Raw genomic sequence first — 17,898 nt, 5'->3', positions numbered from 1 at the left:
AGATCATTCGACGGTACCGAATCGGAACGCCGTCCGGGACTCGAATACTTCGCCAGGGCGCAAGAGGGTCGTAGGATAATTCGGTTTGTTCGGCGAATCGGGATAGTGCTGCGTCTCGAAACAAACGGCCGAACGAGCCGGATAACGCCGGTCGGACTTCCCCTTCAGCTTTCCGCTCATCCAGTTGCCCGTGTACACCTGCATACCCGGTTCGGAGGAATAGACATCCAATACGATTCCGGTCTTGGGCGATACGCAACGGCAGCAGAAGCCATATGCCCCCAAGGGCTTGTCCACGATAAAGGTATGATCGTATCCCTTTGCCCAAATGAGCTGATCCATCGCACTGTCGATCCGATCCCCTATGCCGTGAGGCATGAGGAAATCGAACGGCGTCCCCTCTACCTCGGCCGGTTCGCCGTAGGGAATGGCCGTATCGTCTGTGGGGAGATAATGCCGGGCTTGTATCATGAGGGTATGATCATGTACGGAGGGATCGCCTGCACCCGAGAGATTGAAATAGGAGTGATTGGTCAGATTCAGAACCGTAGGAGCATCCGCCGTAGCGCGATAGTCTATGTGCAATGCGCCTTCATCCGTGACGCTGTAAATGATCCGAACGACCAGCTCGCCCGGATACCCCTCCTCTCCATCTGCCGACACGTATTCCAGCACAAGCGAAGAGGGGCCGGCGGATTTCACCTCCCACACCTTCGTATTAAATCCGCTGATGCCGCCATGCAGGGAGTTCGGCCCATTGTTGATCGGCAGGCTGTAGCTTCTGCCATCTATGGAGAAAGAACCGCGAGCAATCCGGTTGGCATACCTGCCGCAGACGGCACCGAAGTACTGCTCCTCCGAGTCGATGTATTCCTGTAGGGAGTCGTGCCCCAAGACGACGTCCACCCGATTGCCGTCTTTGTCCGGCACGATGAGAGAAACGATTCGGGCACCGTAGTTGGTAATATAAGCGTCTATTCCTTTTCGATTGGTCAAATGGTAGAGATCCACGTCCTTACCATCGAGGCAGGAGGCAAAGGCGGATCGTTGCGGAAGGCTGATCTGATTCATTTTGCAGTCTGTTTTTTAGCACCTTCCAAATATAGACAATCCACAGCTAAGTATATACAAATCATCTCACCAAGACAAGCCGACAAGACTTATTATTCAGCATGCCCAAACTAATATTAGTTTTGGCTGAAACTAATATTAGATTCGGTAAAATCTAATATTAGATTTTGAGAGAAGCTCTACAATTACAAAAAGAAGAGAATGAAAGAGGGACTGTGTCGCGAATGACACAGCCCCCCTTTCTCTTTTTTCTCTTTCTTTTTCGGAAAGCTTAGAGCTTAGGCCCTGCTGCTACGAGAGCCTTGCCGGCATCGTTGCCCGTGAACTTGACGAAGTTCTTGGTGAAACGTTCGGCCAGATCCTTTGCTTTCGTCGTCCACTCGGTGGCATCGGCATAGGTGTCGCGCGGATCGAGGATATTCGGATCCACACCGGGCAGAGCCGTCGGCACCTTGAAGTCGAAGAAAGGAATAGCCTTGGTCGGAGCCTTGTCTATGGAGCCGTCGAGGATGGCATCGATGATACCGCGCGTATCCTTGATGGAGATACGCTTGCCCGTACCGTTCCAACCCGTATTGACGAGGTAAGCCGTAGCTCCTACCATCTCCATTTTCTTCACAAGCTCCTCGGCATACTTCGTAGGATGGAGCGAGAGGAAAGCCGCTCCGAAGCAAGCGGAGAAAGTAGGCGTAGGCTCCGTGATGCCGCGCTCGGTACCGGCCAGCTTGGCGGTAAAGCCCGAGAGGAAGTAGTACTTGGTCTGCTCCGGAGTCAGGATGGAAACGGGAGGCAACACGCCGAAAGCATCGGCCGAGAGGAAGATCACCTTCTTGGCATGGCCGGCTTTGGACACGGGCTTCACGATGTTGTCGATATGGTAGATCGGATAAGAGACGCGGGTATTCTCCGTCACGGACTTGTCGTCGAAGTCGATCTTACCGGCGGCATCCACGGTCACGTTCTCCAGCAGCGCATCGCGGCGGATGGCATTGTAGATGTCCGGCTCGTTCTCGCGGCTCAGGTTGATCACCTTGGCGTAGCATCCGCCTTCGAAGTTGAAGATACCGTCCTCGTCCCAGCCGTGCTCGTCGTCGCCGATCAGCTTGCGCTTCGGGTCCGTACTGAGCGTGGTCTTGCCCGTACCGGACAGACCGAAGAAGATAGCCGTCTCCTTCTCGTCCATGCTCGTATTGGCAGAGCAGTGCATGGAGGCCATGCCGCGCAGGGGAAGGAGGTAGTTCATGTAGGAGAACATACCTTTCTTCATCTCACCGCCGTACCATGTGTTCAGGATCACCTGCACCTTCTCGGTCAGGTTGAACACGACGGCCGTCTCGGAGTTCAGTCCCAGCTCCTTGTAGTTCTCCACCTTCGCTTTGGAAGCGTTCATCACCACGAAGTCGGGTTCGCCGTAGTTGGCCAGCTCCTCTTCCGTGGGGCGGATAAACATATTCTTGACGAAGTGCGCCTGCCAGGCCACCTCCATGATAAAGCGGATTTTCAACCGTGAGCTTTCGTTGGCACCGCAGAACGTGTCCACGACGAAAAGACGTTTGCCGGAGAGCTGTTCCACGGCCAGCTTTTTGATGCTCTTCCACGCCTCCGGAGTCACGGGCTTGTTGTCGTTCTTGTATTCGTCCGACGTCCACCAGATGGTGTTTCGGGTCGTATCGTCCATGACGAAGAACTTATCCTTGGGCGAACGACCCGTATAGACACCGGTCATCACATTGACTGCTCCCAGTTCGGTAAGCTGTCCTTTCTCAAAGCCTTCGAGACCGGCTTTGGTCTCTTCTTCAAAAAGGAACTCGTAAGATGGGTTGTGGATAATCTCAGTGGCATTGAGGATGCCGTACTTTGTCAAATCTAATTTGCTCATTACCTGAATAATTAAGTTTGTTCTAAAATCTCTGTTGCAAGTCTCGTCCAATCGTCCCCGACCAACTACAAGAAGCTCGTCCCGCAAGACGGGATCGGGTGACCCTCGAGACCGAGCAAAGATATATAAATTCTTCAGGAACCAATAACGCCGTTTCCGTCCGAGATCGATACCGAAACGATGGGATTCCGAGGGCGGATTAAAGGGGCAAAGCAACCGCTCTTCTATATAAACTTCGTAAGTTTGTCCGCACAATAAACGAACCACTCCCGTCAGGGGCAAAAACATTCAATACAATGACGATAGAACAATTCAATTTCGCCGGCAAGAAAGCCTTCGTGCGCGTCGATTTCAACGTTCCCCTCGATGACAACTTTAAGATCACCGACGACACTCGCATCCGTGCTGCTCTCCCCACTCTCCGCAAGATCATAGCCGACGGCGGTATGGCCATCATCGGCTCTCATCTGGGACGCCCCAAAGGCGTGGCACCGGAGTTCTCCCTCCGGCATATCCTGCCGCACGTATCCGAACTGCTCGGCGTGGACGTCCTCTTCGCCGACGACTGCATCGGGGCCGATGCCATGGACAAAGCGGCCAAACTCAAAGCCGGCCAAGTGCTGCTGCTCGAAAATCTCCGCTTCTATGCCGAAGAGGAAGGTAAGCCGCGCGGACTCTCCGACGATGCTTCGGACGAAGAGAAAGCCGCAGCGAAGAAAGCCGTCAAGGCTGCTCAGAAAGAGTTTACCCAAAAGCTGGCTTCCATGGCCGACTGCTACGTGAACGATGCTTTCGGCACAGCCCATCGGGCGCATGCTTCTACGGCACTGATCGCTGACCACTTCGACCGAGACCACAAAATGTTCGGCTACCTGATGGAGAAAGAAGTAAAAGCCGTGGAGAGAGTGCTGCACGACATCAAGCGGCCGTTCACCGCCATCATGGGAGGCTCCAAGGTATCAACCAAGATAGAAATCATCGAAAATCTGCTCAACAAAGTGGACAATCTGATCCTGACCGGCGGAATGACCTATACCTTCACCAAAGCGGCAGGCGGTCGCATAGGCGTCTCCATCGTGGAGGACGACAAGCTGGATTTGGCTCGCGACATCGTGAAGAAAGCAGCCGAAAAGGGCGTCAATCTGATACTCTCCGTCGATACGCGAGTAGCCGACAGGTTCGACAACGATGCAGCCACCCAAGTATGCAGCAATATGGAGATACCCGATGACTGGATGGGGATGGACATAGGCCCCCGGTCGATCGAGAAATTCCGCAAAGTAATACTCGAATCCAAAACGATCCTTTGGAACGGCCCCACGGGGGTATTCGAATTTGACAACTTCTCCATAGGCTCGAAAGCCGTCGGCGAAGCCATTGTGGAAGCTACGGCCAATGGAGCCTTCTCGCTCGTGGGAGGAGGAGACAGCGTTTCCTGCGTGAACAAATTCGGCCTTGCCGATAAGGTATCCTACGTCTCCACGGGTGGAGGAGCCTTGCTCGAAGCCATCGAGGGCAAGACCCTCCCCGGCATTGCAGCCATCCAAGGATAATCCCCCCAAAAGGAAGGATATTAACAAGCAATATGTACTGAAAAAGTGGAATTAAACCCCGAAAGCCCATCGTCTGACTTTCGGGTTTTTTCCATTGAAGCGAAGATATAATACAGAACCAATGTACCAACGAGAACTATTCCGACACGAATGGCGGCGCACGATCCGCTCCACCATCTCGGCACAGAGCGTTGCCATAACGATATTTTGGGCCATTTACTTCCTGTTCGTAGGCGTGAGCCTCTTTGTTTTCGGTCTTATCTTTCCGATAGCGATCAAGGACGGCTTTCCGGCACTTACTGCCATTCAGATCATGACCGGACTCATTCCTTTCCTGATGCTTGCCGGTCTGGTGATCCGCCTTTTCCTGCAACCGCTCAATTATATAAATGAAAACTACTATCGGCAGCTACCGATACCGCGCAAAGCCATAGCACGGTATCTTATATTCCGCCCATTGGCCAATCCGATCAACTACTACGTCTTCGTCTTCCTCTTTCTGCCCTACAGCATCATGACGGGAATAGAAGGAGGGGCAACCGATTTTGCTGTAGCTCTCGTCACCCTGCTGCTGCTTACACTGACCAATATGCTCCTGGCTCCATACCTGAAGCGCATACTAGGCGATGGCATCCGATTCTATATCATCGTCATCGGTGCCATAGCTCTCATGCTCGCTGCCGAGATCACCGGATTCGTGCCTTGGTCGGACTATCTGTTCCGCTTCGTCTCATCCCTTCCGGTATATGTCGTATGGATCTGCTTGGCATTGATTTCGGTCGGAACGTATATAGCGAGCCAGCGGTATTTCAGACTGCATCGCTATGCCAAAGAGCGCACCAAGTCCGGCAACACGGAGCGGTACCACAGTCTGAACTTCGTCCGTCAGCATGGTATCATAGGCGAGGTGATAGCACTGCATATCAAGCTCATCCTACGCTCCAAACGCCTTCGCAGTACTTTCATTTTTTCCTTCCTGTTTATATTGTACGGCCTTCTCTTCTACAAGGAAAGCAATATAGACAAGATGACCGCATATGCGATGATCGCCAATATCATCGTCAGCTCCCTGATGCTGATGCAGCAGCAATTCGTGATACGGTGGGACTGTGGTTTCTTCGACGGGCTGATGGCGCAAGCCATAACCTCCCGAACCTACATCCGCAGCCACTATATCATCCTGATGATACTCAATGCTGCCAGCTTCATCCTGAGTACACCCTATTTCCTGATGGGAGAGGAGATCGCCTACCTGCACATCTCGCTCTTCCTATGGAACAGCGGCTTGGGAACGATCTTCATCCTGCTAATGGCATCCTTCAATAAAGGCTACATAGAGGTAATGTCGGGAAGCGTAATGAACCAGCAAGGCACTTCGATGGTCAATATCCTGATAGCGTTGCCGACGATGATGGTCGCCCCGTTTTTGTTGGTTGTACTGAAGTGGCTCACCGATACACGTACGGCCGAAATCGCCATCGGTCTGATCGGTCTGATCGCCCTCCTGGTGCACAAGCCTCTTCTGAGCTTCTGCACACGCGTTTTCTCTCGTCAGAAACACGCTTTGGCAGAAAGCTTCCGCGAACGCAAATAATTTTGACGACAATCTTTAGACCACTGCAATAGATATGATACAAATAACCGATCTGAGCAAAAAATACAACGGAGTTACCGTACTGGATATTCCCCGTCTCTCCATAAGCCACGGCGAAACCTTCGGTTTGGTAGGCAATAACGGTGCCGGCAAGACTACCCTCTTCCGCCTCGTCCTCGATCTGATCAAAGCCGATAGCGGAAGCATCTCCATCGACGACATCCCCGTAGCGGGCAGTGACGATTGGAAGGGCCGTGTCGGAGCCTTCCTCGACGAAAGCTTCCTCATCGGCTTCCTGCGTCCGGAGGAGTACTTCGATTTCATCGGCAAACTCCATCACCTCGACAAGGAGGAGATAGAGCGTTTTCTCGACTACATGTCGCCCCTCTTTGCCGATGAAGTTTTGGGCAAGAACAAACTCATCCGGGACTTTTCCAAAGGGAACCAAAAGAAAATAGGCATAGCCGCTGCCATGCTCTCTCGCCCCGATATATTGATCCTCGACGAACCGTTTACGGCACTCGACCCCTCGTCACAAATACGGCTGAAGAAAATGCTCAACGAACATGCAGCCCAATACGGTACCACCATGCTTATCTCCAGCCACGACCTCAACCACGTGACCGAAGTCAGCAGCCGTATCGTAGTGCTGCAAAAAGGCGAAATCATCAAAGACCTCCAAACAAACGAACAGACCCTATCCGAACTGGAGCAACACTTCGCCATCGAGGAATAAAACGACCGGAGTAAAGCCGATTCGATCCTTGGGAATTAGTCCCTTCGTCACCGCCCCTTTGGGGCAATATCCGCAATCCACCTCTTCCGAAATACGCGCCGCAAACGCTCCGATTGCGGCGCGTGTTTGCCGAACAAAGTGGCGCGAGATTTTTTTCGTTTTGGCTCGTAATTTTTTTACTCCCCGCGCCAAAACGAAAAAGTTCTCGCACCATGTTTTTTGGCGTTATAAACAGGAAAATTTTGGCGCGCAAACCAAACGAATCCGAGATGATGCCTTCCTCATTTTCATTCACGTTCGTAGGGAAAGATCATCCTGCTCGTTGGCTATCTGTCTTTCAGGTATTTATCATTTTCATTCCGTGGAAATCCGCATACGATCCTCAAGATCGGGATCGAAAAACACGTTAAAATAAGTGGCAGATATGCGAAATAATTGCTATATTAGCATAAACAACACTCCGTAGAGGAAGCCAACAAAACGACGATGAGTTACCTCAAATTCGACAAAACGCTCATGGCGAATCTGGACGAATCGCTTCAGCGCGAATACATCCGTACCAATCGAAAAGGGGCTTATTCCAGCTCTACGATAGTAGGCTGCAACACCCGTAAATATCATGGTCTGTTGGTCGTTCCCATCCCGGAGCTGGGGGATCAGAATCGCGTGCTGCTGTCGTCGCTGGATCTGACCATTATCCAGCATGGAGCGGAGTTCAACGTAGCGGTTCATCACTACAAGGGAGGAGTCATCAGCCCGAACGGTCATAAGTATATCCGCGAGTACAATGTGGATATAATACCGGCCACCATCTTTCGCGTGGGAGGAGTGGTGCTCAAGCGCGAACAGGTATTCTGCCACTACATCAATCGTACCATATTCAAGTACACCCTGATGGAAGCACATAGCGATACGCTACTGCGCTTTCGTCCCCTGCTTGCTTTCAGAAGCGTGACAGCCCTCACTCACGAAAACGGGCAGATCGAACGCGGACATATCCCGGCCCGAAACGGCATAGGGATCAGCCTCTACAAGGGTTATCCCCATCTCTTCATGCAGTTCAGCAAAGAGCCCGAATACCGCGAGGAGGGATATTGGTACAAAGACTTCGAATACCCCAAGGAAAAAGAGCGCGGATACGAGTGTACGGAGGATCTTTACATGCCCGGCACATTCGAGATTCCCATAAAAAAAGGAGAATCCATCTACTTTGCCGCCGGTCTTGAAGAGGCCAATCCGAATACCCTCCGAACGACATTTGCCAAGGAAGTACGAGAGCGCATCCCTCGCGAAGATTTTTTCAGCTGCTTGAGGAATGCAGCCCACCAGCTCTACTACCGCCCTACCCCCGACGATGGCTACCTTCTGGCCGGCTATCCGTGGTTCGACGTTCGAGCTCGCGATCTGCTCGTGGCACTGCCCGGCTGTACCCTGTGTGTAGAAGCACCGGAGCGATTCGAACGCATCGTCAATACCGTCATTCCTGCGATGGAACGCTACATGCGACTGCATCAAGATGACGACACCATACACGGACTGCACGAGCCGGACGTTGGGATTTGGGCTATTTGGGCCATCCAGCAGTATGCACGCCGCAACGGCTTGGAAGCAGCCAAGAGATTCGGCACCTTCGTCAGCGAAGTGGTATCTTATTATCTGTCCGCCGAGCACCCGACGGCACAAATTCGTGAAAACGGTCTCCTCTACGTCTTCGGCACAGGCTTCCCGTTAAGTTGGATGGATGCCAAACTGAACGGCAAAGCCGTTGTCCCCCGTGAGGGCTATCTCGTCGAATTGAATGCTCTCTGGTACAATGCCCTCTGCTTCGAGCGAGAACTCAATGGGGAAAAACCGGAGATCGGCGAAATCATCAGCCGGATCGAAAGATCCTTCCCCGATACATTTCTGAATTGCTACAACTATCTCTTCGATTACGTTCGGGATGGCAAAGCTCAGGACTGGAGCGTACGCCCGAACATGCTCTTCGCCATATCCCTCCCCTACTCCCCACTACAACGCGACCGGCAGCTACAAGTACTCGAGATCATCACAAGAGAACTGCTGACACCGAAAGGGCTTCGAAGCCTAAGCCCCAAGAGCGAAGGCTACCGGCCTTACTGCCGTGGCAAACAAGAAGAACGGGAGCTGGCCTACTACAACGGTTCGGTATGGCCTTGGCTGCTGGGACAATACACCGAAGCCTATCTGCGTTTATACGGGAATAGCGGAGTGACCTTTCTCGAAAGGATGCTTATCGGCATGGAAGAGGAACTACAGATGCACGGTATCGGCACCGTCTCGGAGTTGTTCGACGGCAATCCGCCTTTTATGGGGCGCGGAGCCATCTCTTTTGCTATGAGCGTAGGAGAGATATTGAGAGCCAAAGAACTACTGAACAGGACAGAATCCGATATGCACCTGAGTGTACGTCATATGTACAATTATACAAAATGGAAAAGATGAAAGCGTTGATGTTCGGTTGGGAGTTCCCCCCACATATCCTCGGCGGATTGGGGACAGCCAGCTATGGCCTTACCAGAGGGATGGCCATGCAGCCCGACATGGATATTACTTTCGTCATCCCCAAACCGTGGGGAGATGAGGACAAGAGTTTCCTCCGGCTCATAGGTACCAACTGCACTCCCATAGTGTACAAGAATGTCCCCACCGAAACGGTGACCCAGCTCTTGGGCAACCGAATGGATCTCCGGACATACGAGGATCTGCGCAGCAACATTTATGCCGACTTCAGCTACAAGAAGACGGATGCCCTCGGCTGTATCGAATTCTCCGGACGCTATCCGGACAATCTGCTGGAAGAGATCAATAACTACTCCATCGTAGCAGGCGTGATAGCACGTACCATCCCGTGCGATGTGATCCACTCCCACGACTGGCTCACCTATCCGGCTGGTATACATGCCAAAACGGTTACGGGGAAGCCGCTCGTAGTTCATGTGCACGCTACGGACTTCGATCGCAGCAGGGGCAATGTGAATCCCCAAGTCTTTGCCATCGAGAAGGACGGTATGAACCATGCGGATCATATCATCACGGTCAGCAATCTGACCAGACGGACCGTCATCGAAAAGTACGGACAGCATCCCGACAAGGTGACCACGGTGCACAATGCGGTGGAGCCTCTACCTGCCTCCATTCTGGCTTTGCCCGACAAACGAGGCGTACAGGACAAGGTAATTACCTTCCTCGGACGAATCACGATGCAGAAAGGCCCCGAATACTTCGTCGAAGCAGCGGCCAAAGTGCTCGAACGGACAGCTAACGTACGATTCGTAATGGCCGGAAACGGCGACATGATGGACGCCATGATCAGGCTGGCAGCCCGACACAAGATAGCCGACCGCTTCCACTTCACCGGATTTATGAAAGGCGAACAGGTGTACGAGGTATTCAAGGCAAGTGATGTCTATGTGATGCCATCCGTATCAGAGCCTTTCGGCATCTCTCCTCTCGAAGCCATGCAGTGCGGAGTACCCTCCATTATTTCCAAACAGAGCGGATGTGCCGAGATTCTGAACTACGCCATCAAAGTGGACTATTGGGACATCAATGCCATGGCGGATGCCATGCACGCACTTATAGCCTATCCGGAGCTGCACACTTTCTTGCGCGACGAGGGGCTGCGAGAGGTGAACAATATCAAGTGGGAGACTGCCGGACAAAAGGTACGCGACATATATAATAAAGTAACAGGACGATGAAACATATCTGCTTATACTTCCAAATACATCAGCCGTTTCGTCTGAAACGATACCGTTTTTTCGACATCGGGAACGACCATTACTACTACGATGACTTCCGCAATGAAGAGATCATGCGACGGATCACACAGAAGTGCTATCTGCCGGCCAATCTGCTTTTGAAGGAAATCATTGCCAAGCATCCCGAATTTCGAGTAGCATTCTCTATTTCCGGCACTGCTTTGGAACAGCTGGAATCCTATTCGCCGGAGGCTTTGGACACCTTCAGGGATTTGGCCGAAACGGGCTGTGTAGAATTTCTGGCCGAAACCTACGCTCATTCCCTTTCGTCGCTCTATGATCCCGAAGAGTTTTACAATCAGACGATGATCCACAGCCGTCGGATCGAAGAGCTGTTCGGCGTAAAACCCCGGGTGCTGCGCAATACAGAGTTGATCTTCTCCGACGACATTGCCACCCAAGTGGCGGAGATGGGCTTTCAAGGGATGCTCACGGAAGGAGCCAAGCACATACTCGGATGGAAGAGTCCGAACTATCTGTACAAGGCCGGAGCTGCTCCGGAGCTGTCTCTCTTGCTCCGCAATCCGAGGCTGAGCAATGCCATCAGTGCCATGTTCACCCGCTACGACTGGAACGAATATCCGCTGACGGCAGACAAGATGATCCGTTGGATCCAAGAGACTCCCGAAGAGGAGCAGATATTCAATCTCTTCATGAACTACGAAGTCTTGGGATCGCTCCATCCGCAGGAGTCGGGTATTTTCGATTTCTTCCGTGCACTCCCTTCATTGGCGGAGAAGAGCGAACAGGTCAAGTTCGCCACGCCATCGGAGTTGATAGAGTCCTACAGCCCCGTAGCCAAGTTCTCCTCCATCTACCCCATAAGCTGGGTGGGGGAAGAAAAAGATACCGGCACGTGGCTGGGCAATGTGCTACAACAGGGAGCACGCGACAAACTCGAACAATGGGGCGAACGTGTACGTATGATCGACGATCAGCGTATGCTACAGGACTGGCTCTATCTACAGAGTGCCGACCACTTCTACTATATGAAAACTCGTGGCGGAGACGCCGGCAACTTCAGCCCGTACGAAACGCCTTACGATGCTTTCAACAACTATCTGAATGTGCTCAGCGACTTCCTGCTTCGCGTAGAAGCCCGCTACCCTTCTACGATAGAAAACGAAGAGCTGAAAGCCTTGCTGACCACAATCAGAAATCAGGATAAACAAATCAAAAAATTAGAAGAGACAATCAAACGTCAAAAAACGAAAACAGCATGAAAAAAGTAATTTTTAGTCTGGCTATCATCTTGGCCGGCATATTCTCCATGAATGCTCAGAGTGCTATCCGCAAGGGCGACGTTTCGCTCAACGTCGGTATGGGTATCGGTTCTCATCACGGATCGGCTGCATTTATGCCCACTGTAGACCTCGAAACCGGCATCATCAGCGGTCTTGCCAGAGGCAAAGGTGCCATTACCGTAGGAGGTCGCCTTGGTTATTACGGCACGGAGCACGATTTCTCGGCCATCATTTTAGCCACTAAATTGGACTTTCATTATCAGCTGGCTTCTGCTGTCGATGGCTATTTAGGTCAGACTCTGGGAGGCTATTTCGGCAATGATACCGGCTTTGTCTACGGTATTCATCTCGGAGCACGCTTCTTTGTCCAGCGCGATTTTGCACTGTTCTCGGAAGTATCGGCCGGTTGGGCTACTCCCTATGTCATGGTAGGGGTTAGTTTCAGACTATAACAGAGAATCCTTTTGGTCTTTCCTCCACCGCTTTCGACATGTGATACGGGCAAACTTGCTGAACAACATATTTTTTCCTTTGGCGGTTTATTCGATTTGCACGACTTTTGCGGACGGAAAGCTCAAGATCTTCTGAAAAACCTGAGAACCCATTTGCTATTGAAATTGAAATGAATCCACAAGAGGCTGCCTCTCGGAACAGTTCCGAAAGAGGCAGCTTCTCTTTTTTAGATCGATTCCTATTTGCAAAGGGTTTCCTTGTCCAGTAAGAAAAAAAGAAGATTACAAACTGATCCCTTCCTCTTTACTTTTGATAACATTTTCAAGTCTGATCTTCTTGTTGCTATTCTTACGTAAAGTATATCTGATTAGTACCCAAGGGCAAAAAGAAACATCGGTCATCCTAACCTTGTGATAAGTGTTAAATGATCCGGTTTGAGTAAATGTTTCGTTGCTTAGTGTTCTGACAAAGTTCTGAAGAGCTATGGCTATATATAGGTTAGGAGTGATATTGTAATTTACCTGATATTGTGCATATATAGGAGATAAGTATTTTGTCTGAGTATATGGAGTATAGGTATAATCACTCCATGAAATATCTCCACCTAATGTCCATTTGTTCAAAAATAGCCAAAGGCCAGCATTTACAGACCAACTATGCTTAGCCTCAAAACCCGTAAAATAATCTGTATTTCGAGTTCCTCCCACATAGCAGTTTCCCTTTCTATTTTTCATGTTATAGCGGAGATTAGTGCCCCATGCAAGACGAGCGAATTTACCACTGTTTCTGAATGTATTGATTTGTATATTATCTTCCAAATATGCATATGGCTCAATGACATCGGTAAATAGGTTGTATAAAACATTCGGAGAAAAAGTAAATTGATGCACCTTCAATGTATAAGAGCCTTGTATACTGTGTTTTTGCTGTGGTGTCAAGGCTGAGTTTCCTTTGACAATAACCAGAGGATCGGTAGAAGTATTGTAAGGGTTAAGTTGTCCTTCAGTAGGTGCCTGATTCGTCAGTTTGTAGCTCAAACGAACATTATTTTTCTTATTGAATTGGTAATTCGTAGACAAGGAAAGACGTGGTCTGATATAATTGTTGGTTTCTGTAGCAGCTTGTAGATATACATATTCTAATCCGCCAGAGACCATATACATCCATGCACCCATTCTTCCACCATATCCTGCAATAGATATTCATCCCACCTACGATGTTTGAAAACTGGCAGATTTTCATTCTTCTTCTCTATGTTATCATGGATGACTCTAGTACTACTGCCTATCAGCAAACTACTACCATTATCCCATATTTTTGAATAGGTGATGTCTAAATTAGCAGAAGAACGGCTATTATCATAGATGTATTCATTCAGATAATTTCGACTTTGATACTCCTCCTGACGCTGACCATTATTGTCATTACCATTTCGGTTATATCCAAACATTACTTCCAAATTGGAGGCTTTTGAGAAATCATGTTTGTAGTATAGGCCAGCAGTAATGACATAACTATCATTTTGATTTGTAGATCTGTACAAAAAGCTCATGTCATTTGTTGTTTTCAATGAGCCACTCCCCCATGTTTCTTGTTTCTGTTTCGTAGTGATACCATAGAGCTGTGCAGCCATATAATCTTTTTCGGAAAGACTCCACTTTAAAATCAATTCTCCCAACAAACTCTGTTTATTATTCCGAGAAGTACCCGAAGCTTTTTTAAAGTAGTTAGTATTCTTTTGCCACATTTCGATTTGAGAGTCATCATTGTATGTTCCGCTCAAAGAAGCACGTCCATATAGTGAGACTTTAGAGTTACCCACTTCGAAATATCCAACACCAAATCCTTCACGTATAGGTATATCTGTACGTGCAGCCACTTGATAAAATTGATATGGATTGCGCTTTGGCTTCAGCTTTATATTAAGAAGGGTCTTAATTCCTTTCTGTAGGTATTTGGCATTTACTACATCAACTATTTCTACCGATAAAATGTCCTGCGGATCAATAGGGGTGATACCTGTATTGACTAATTTTCCATCAATCAGGACATATGGCGATGTACCATCATCCAACTTTACTGATTGCAAAGCTTGGTTTACCCTCAGTCGGGGTATCTCACTCAATGCTTTATATGGATCACCACTCTTTTTAGCATTAGAAGACAAGTAATAAATTTCTCCGGTAGCCGTTTGTTTTCTGCGTTCTGCAGTCACTACGACCTCATCCAAAGTATGATCCAAATCCTTTAGCAAAAGGAATTCTAAATTTGTAATATCCTTGTCCAAATGATAGAAGTTTTCTTGTTCAGAAAAACCCAACAAGCTGATTGATAAAAAATAATCACCCTGTGGTATCTTGCTTAAGCCAAAATTCCCTTGCTCATTTGTCAGACCCATTGCTACTATAGAGTCTTTGGAAGAAAGGAGTATTTGAACATCCTTAAGAGGCTTTTTATCCCGATCAATAACCCTCCCCGAAATCTTATATTGAGCAAAAAGTGTAGTTACACTAATTCCTGATAAAAAGAGGATCAAGCAGCTGAATCTAAGTATTATAAAGATTTTCTTTACCATTGGAGTTCGACAATATTACCAAGCCTCTTGCTTCTAAACAAGATGAAGCTCAACTAACATTTAAGTATTACATTCTGTTTCGGGGTTTATTCCTTTCGGGCTATGTCGCAAAGCGATACTGCTGTCAGCGAGCGAAATGTCCTTTGGCGATGAGATACTCGGCTATCTGAACGGCGTTGAGTGCAGCCCCTTTCCGAATCTGATCCGATACGCACCAGAAAGCCAAACCGTTGGGATTGGCCAAATCCTGCCGAATGCGCCCCACTATTACAGGATCTTGCTCCGTACCGAAGAGGGGCATGGGATACCGTCTCTCTGACGGCTCATCGCACAGCATCACTCCGGGAGCTTTGGCAAAGGCTGTGCGAGCTTCTTCGGGAGTGATAGGGCGTTCCGTTTCCACCCAAATAGCCTCGGAGTGGGCACGCATGACAGGTACACGCACACAGGTGGCACTCACCATCACATCGCTATGCATGATACGCTTGGTCTCGCGATACATCTTCATTTCCTCCTTGGTGTAGTCGTTGTCCGTAAAGACGTCGATCTGTGGAATCAAGTTATACATCAACTGGTAAGCGAATTTATCCACGGTAGGTTTCTCTCCACGAGCCAACTCTCCGGCCTGCTGTACCAACTCCGCCATACCCAGTGCACCTGCACCGCTGGCAGCCTGATACGTGGCCACGTGTACACGACGTATATGAGAAAGGTCTTCTATCGGCTTGAGTGCCACCACCATCTGAATCGTGGTACAGTTCGGATTGGAGATGATATTGCGAGGGTGTACCAAGGCATCATCTCCATTCACCTCCGGCACCACGAGAGGAACATCTTCCTGCATGCGGAAAGCACTGGAATTATCGATCATCAGAGTGCCATGGCGAGTTATCGTATCGGCAAAAGCAATGGACGTATCGCCTCCGGCCGAACAGAAAGCAACGTCTATCCCCTTGAAATCATCGTTGTCCTTCAATTCGCGAACCACGTATTCCTTGCCCTTGAAAGGATAAACGCTTCCGGCACTTCTCGAAGAGCCGAAAAGATAAAGTTCATCTATGGGAAAATCGCGCTGGGACAATACTCGCAAAAACTCCTGTCCAACAGCTCCGCTAACGCCGACAATAGCTATTTTCATTTTCTTCTACTCTGTTTTTCTATTTGATATGCTTCCCAAAAACTCGGAGAGACAGGCTCTGGTACAAAGTCTGAGCCTCTTCTTTTCTCATTACCTTTGCTGTCCTTGGTGAGAATAATACCCTAAAGTATTGTTCTAAAGGAATGCACAAAAATACGGAAAAACCACGCTTAGAAACAAACAATAAAATCCATGATACGTCGTCTTACCGTTTGGCTTTTCTTGCTGAGCGTCATGTGTCCGCCCCTTTCGGCTCAGTGGACTGAAAATTTCGACCACATAACAGCTCTGACCTCTCCACCTTGGCGAGGACATATCGCAGACTTTGCTATCATCAAAAAACAGCTCAAGCTCCATGTGGAATATCCCGAGGACGTGAACGAATCGCGCATAGCCATCACAGTCCCGTACTTCAAGACTACGACATGGAAAGGCGATGTCAAGCTGGACTTCCGCCCCACCCTCAATAACTACCTCTACTGTTATCTGTACTGCTACCGGGAGATCAGCGACTCCGAGTTCGACTACGTAGCTCTTCGCTGGGGTGGCGGCTCGAAAGGAGTGGATCTGCTCGATGTCCGACTCCGCGTTCTCCCTTCAGGCGAGAGCAGCATCGTCCGCTCCGACATTCTTATCGATGGCAGTACATATCCGCTGGGGACTAAGCCATCCACGAGCTTCACGGTCACATACGCAGTCGGTAGCGGCTGGCAACTCCGGATCAATGGAGCCAATGATACCGGCAATGAGACCGTCCTTATCGGAAGCTCTTCTTTCGATGTCGAATCCCCTTTCTCATCGGGAGGCCTCGGCATCGACTGCCTCTACACCAAAAGCCGATCCAAAGCTTTCACTTTCGACAACCTCAGTGTCACGGAAGGCACCGCATCTCCACCCGAAGAAGAGGAAGAAGAGCCAATCCCACTCGGGAAACCTACACTCAACGAACTGATGGCCAACCCACTGGAGGGAGGAAGCGAATACATCGAACTATACAACCCTACGGACAAACCTGTCGTTCCCTCTAAATTCGCCATAGGCATACTCAGCAATGGCAGCTACACCACCACAACTGTATTGCCCACTGTAGCCGATACGCTCTACCCGGGACAATACATCGTCTTCGCCAAGAAGAGTGAGGGTGTCACCGACTTCTACCCCCAAGCGCAAAATGTAGTCACGATGAGCAACCTGCCTCAGCTGGCCAATAAGGGCTTTACGATCGGTCTGTTCGAGGAAGGCCTCGATCAACCCCTCGAAGAAGTCGTCTACTCTCCTCAAATGCTCGGAGAAGGAAACGTAACGAGACGAGGGGTATCACTTGAGCGTATCTCCTTCGAGACTCCTGCATCCGATCCTGCCAACTGGGCAGGCGGACTCCAATCGGCAGGATATGCCACTCCCGGTTACCTCAACTCCCAATCCTCCAATGCAGATACCACTCAATTGGGACTGCCCGATGACGAGACAGAAGGCAACGGAAAGAGTTATCTCCCACCTGCAAGCATCGCCGAGGAAGTTCTCCACCTCCCGAAAGGCTCGCTATGTGGCAGTGCTATCTATCTGATGTCCGCAAAAACGGTCAAATACATGGATGGGACAGCCACCAAACGATGGTGTCGCAAATTCTCCGAAGGGAAGGATCTGGGTGAGTCCATAGGCTTGCCTACCGGCTATTCCTACGTGATTGTCGTATGGATTCAGCGGCCGGATAGCATGGTCTACGCTCGAAAGTGTATCGTTACGCTCTAAGCCGGCACCGACAATTTTTCTTATTTTTGCACCTGCAACAGGGGGCTTAGCCTGCATTCCGAAGGATCGGCAGCATTTCGATAACCGCCCCCTACCCCTTTCGTCATCAATAAAAAACGAT

15 protein-coding genes are annotated in these 17,898 nt (G+C 49.8%); 9 read left to right on the top strand and 6 right to left on the bottom strand.

All coding sequences use genetic code 11. The features are described from left to right. Window positions 1-3: 3 nt before the first annotated feature. A complete protein-coding gene (locus tag HQ49_RS03395; protein WP_039418459.1) occupies window positions 4-1,071 on the bottom strand; it encodes an aldose epimerase family protein in 1,068 nt (355 codons plus the stop codon). A 271-nt stretch (window positions 1,072-1,342) separates the two neighbouring features. Further along, on the bottom strand, window positions 1,343-2,950 hold the full coding sequence (gene pckA / locus HQ49_RS03390; protein WP_018965703.1) for a phosphoenolpyruvate carboxykinase (ATP): 1,608 nt from the start codon (window positions 2,948-2,950) through the stop codon (window positions 1,343-1,345). A 296-nt stretch (window positions 2,951-3,246) separates the two neighbouring features. On the opposite strand from pckA, the gene HQ49_RS03385 reads away from it, so the two are divergent. From HQ49_RS03385 to HQ49_RS03375, 3 genes are all read left to right on the top strand, one after another. After that, on the top strand, window positions 3,247-4,503 hold the full coding sequence (locus HQ49_RS03385; RefSeq protein WP_039418458.1) for a phosphoglycerate kinase: 1,257 nt from the start codon (window positions 3,247-3,249) through the stop codon (window positions 4,501-4,503). 121 nt (window positions 4,504-4,624) lie between these two features. Next, the gene (locus tag HQ49_RS03380) at window positions 4,625-6,097 is read left to right on the top strand and encodes a DUF5687 family protein (RefSeq protein ID WP_039418456.1); all 1,473 of its coding nucleotides are present in this window, start codon (window positions 4,625-4,627) and stop codon (window positions 6,095-6,097) included. Between the two features lie 34 nt (window positions 6,098-6,131). Beyond that, on the top strand, window positions 6,132-6,833 hold the full coding sequence (locus HQ49_RS03375; protein WP_039418455.1) for an ABC transporter ATP-binding protein: 702 nt from the start codon (window positions 6,132-6,134) through the stop codon (window positions 6,831-6,833). Here the strand turns inward: HQ49_RS03375 and HQ49_RS11190 are convergent. Continuing rightward, entirely contained in the window at window positions 6,795-7,025 is a 231-nt protein-coding gene (locus HQ49_RS11190; protein ID WP_152569136.1) for a DUF1661 domain-containing protein, read from the bottom strand. The genes HQ49_RS03375 and HQ49_RS11190 overlap by 39 nt on opposite strands. Here HQ49_RS11190 and HQ49_RS12035 point away from each other — a divergent pair. From HQ49_RS12035 to HQ49_RS03355, 5 genes are all read left to right on the top strand, one after another. Then, on the top strand, window positions 6,994-7,248 hold the full coding sequence (locus HQ49_RS12035; RefSeq protein ID WP_235290049.1) for a DUF1661 domain-containing protein: 255 nt from the start codon (window positions 6,994-6,996) through the stop codon (window positions 7,246-7,248). The two genes, HQ49_RS11190 and HQ49_RS12035, sit on opposite strands and share 32 nt — an antisense overlap. Before the next feature lie 71 nt (window positions 7,249-7,319). Next, the gene (locus tag HQ49_RS03370; RefSeq protein ID WP_018965708.1) at window positions 7,320-9,296 is read left to right on the top strand and encodes a glycogen debranching enzyme N-terminal domain-containing protein; all 1,977 of its coding nucleotides are present in this window, start codon (window positions 7,320-7,322) and stop codon (window positions 9,294-9,296) included. Next, window positions 9,293-10,555, top strand: a complete 1,263-nt coding sequence (locus HQ49_RS03365; RefSeq protein ID WP_039418488.1) for a glycosyltransferase — start codon at window positions 9,293-9,295, stop codon at window positions 10,553-10,555. The genes HQ49_RS03370 and HQ49_RS03365 overlap by 4 nt, the downstream gene beginning before the upstream one ends. Then, window positions 10,552-11,838, top strand: a complete 1,287-nt coding sequence (locus HQ49_RS03360) for a glycoside hydrolase family 57 protein (RefSeq protein WP_039418453.1) — start codon at window positions 10,552-10,554, stop codon at window positions 11,836-11,838. Before HQ49_RS03365 ends, HQ49_RS03360 begins: the two co-directional genes overlap by 4 nt. Then, window positions 11,835-12,311 carry a hypothetical protein gene (locus tag HQ49_RS03355; RefSeq protein ID WP_018965711.1) on the top strand — a complete coding sequence of 159 codons (477 nt, stop codon included), beginning with the start codon at window positions 11,835-11,837 and terminating at the stop codon, window positions 12,309-12,311. The genes HQ49_RS03360 and HQ49_RS03355 overlap by 4 nt, the downstream gene beginning before the upstream one ends. Before the next feature lie 282 nt (window positions 12,312-12,593). On the opposite strand, the gene HQ49_RS10330 is transcribed toward HQ49_RS03355, so the two are convergent. The 3 genes from HQ49_RS10330 to HQ49_RS03345 form a co-directional block, all read right to left on the bottom strand. Continuing rightward, window positions 12,594-13,487 (bottom strand): outer membrane beta-barrel protein, encoded by an 894-nt coding sequence (locus HQ49_RS10330; protein ID WP_080745538.1) that lies wholly within the window; start codon window positions 13,485-13,487, stop codon window positions 12,594-12,596. Continuing rightward, the gene (locus tag HQ49_RS10325) at window positions 13,451-14,887 is read right to left on the bottom strand and encodes a carboxypeptidase-like regulatory domain-containing protein (RefSeq protein ID WP_052073429.1); all 1,437 of its coding nucleotides are present in this window, start codon (window positions 14,885-14,887) and stop codon (window positions 13,451-13,453) included. Before HQ49_RS10325 ends, HQ49_RS10330 begins: the two co-directional genes overlap by 37 nt. A gap of 124 nt (window positions 14,888-15,011) precedes the next feature. Then, the gene (locus HQ49_RS03345) at window positions 15,012-16,025 is read right to left on the bottom strand and encodes an aspartate-semialdehyde dehydrogenase (RefSeq protein ID WP_039418451.1); all 1,014 of its coding nucleotides are present in this window, start codon (window positions 16,023-16,025) and stop codon (window positions 15,012-15,014) included. 192 nt (window positions 16,026-16,217) lie between these two features. Between HQ49_RS03345 and HQ49_RS03340 the strand changes: the two genes are divergently transcribed. Beyond that, the gene (locus tag HQ49_RS03340; RefSeq protein WP_039418449.1) at window positions 16,218-17,777 is read left to right on the top strand and encodes a lamin tail domain-containing protein; all 1,560 of its coding nucleotides are present in this window, start codon (window positions 16,218-16,220) and stop codon (window positions 17,775-17,777) included. Window positions 17,778-17,898: the final 121 nt, after the last annotated feature.

The sequence above is a fragment of the Porphyromonas gulae genome, assembly GCF_000765945.1.
Lineage (GTDB): Bacteria > Bacteroidota > Bacteroidia > Bacteroidales > Porphyromonadaceae > Porphyromonas > Porphyromonas gulae.
The sequence above is the reverse complement of the archived record's forward strand: the minus strand, read 5'-3'. Positions and strand labels throughout refer to the sequence as shown.

Coding starts and splice junctions, on each gene's coding strand:
- HQ49_RS03395 (WP_039418459.1), bottom strand. CDS start 1,071: ATGAATCAGATCAGCCTTCCGCAACGATCCGCCTTTGCCTCCTGCCTC.
- pckA (WP_018965703.1), bottom strand. CDS start 2,950: ATGAGCAAATTAGATTTGACAAAGTACGGCATCCTCAATGCCACTGAG.
- HQ49_RS03385 (WP_039418458.1), top strand. CDS start 3,247: ATGACGATAGAACAATTCAATTTCGCCGGCAAGAAAGCCTTCGTGCGC.
- HQ49_RS03380 (WP_039418456.1), top strand. CDS start 4,625: ATGTACCAACGAGAACTATTCCGACACGAATGGCGGCGCACGATCCGC.
- HQ49_RS03375 (WP_039418455.1), top strand. CDS start 6,132: ATGATACAAATAACCGATCTGAGCAAAAAATACAACGGAGTTACCGTA.
- HQ49_RS03370 (WP_018965708.1), top strand. CDS start 7,320: ATGAGTTACCTCAAATTCGACAAAACGCTCATGGCGAATCTGGACGAA.
- HQ49_RS03365 (WP_039418488.1), top strand. CDS start 9,293: ATGAAAGCGTTGATGTTCGGTTGGGAGTTCCCCCCACATATCCTCGGC.
- HQ49_RS03360 (WP_039418453.1), top strand. CDS start 10,552: ATGAAACATATCTGCTTATACTTCCAAATACATCAGCCGTTTCGTCTG.
- HQ49_RS03355 (WP_018965711.1), top strand. CDS start 11,835: ATGAAAAAAGTAATTTTTAGTCTGGCTATCATCTTGGCCGGCATATTC.
- HQ49_RS10330 (WP_080745538.1), bottom strand. CDS start 13,487: ATGGGTGCATGGATGTATATGGTCTCTGGCGGATTAGAATATGTATAT.
- HQ49_RS10325 (WP_052073429.1), bottom strand. CDS start 14,887: ATGGTAAAGAAAATCTTTATAATACTTAGATTCAGCTGCTTGATCCTC.
- HQ49_RS03345 (WP_039418451.1), bottom strand. CDS start 16,025: ATGAAAATAGCTATTGTCGGCGTTAGCGGAGCTGTTGGACAGGAGTTT.
- HQ49_RS03340 (WP_039418449.1), top strand. CDS start 16,218: ATGATACGTCGTCTTACCGTTTGGCTTTTCTTGCTGAGCGTCATGTGT.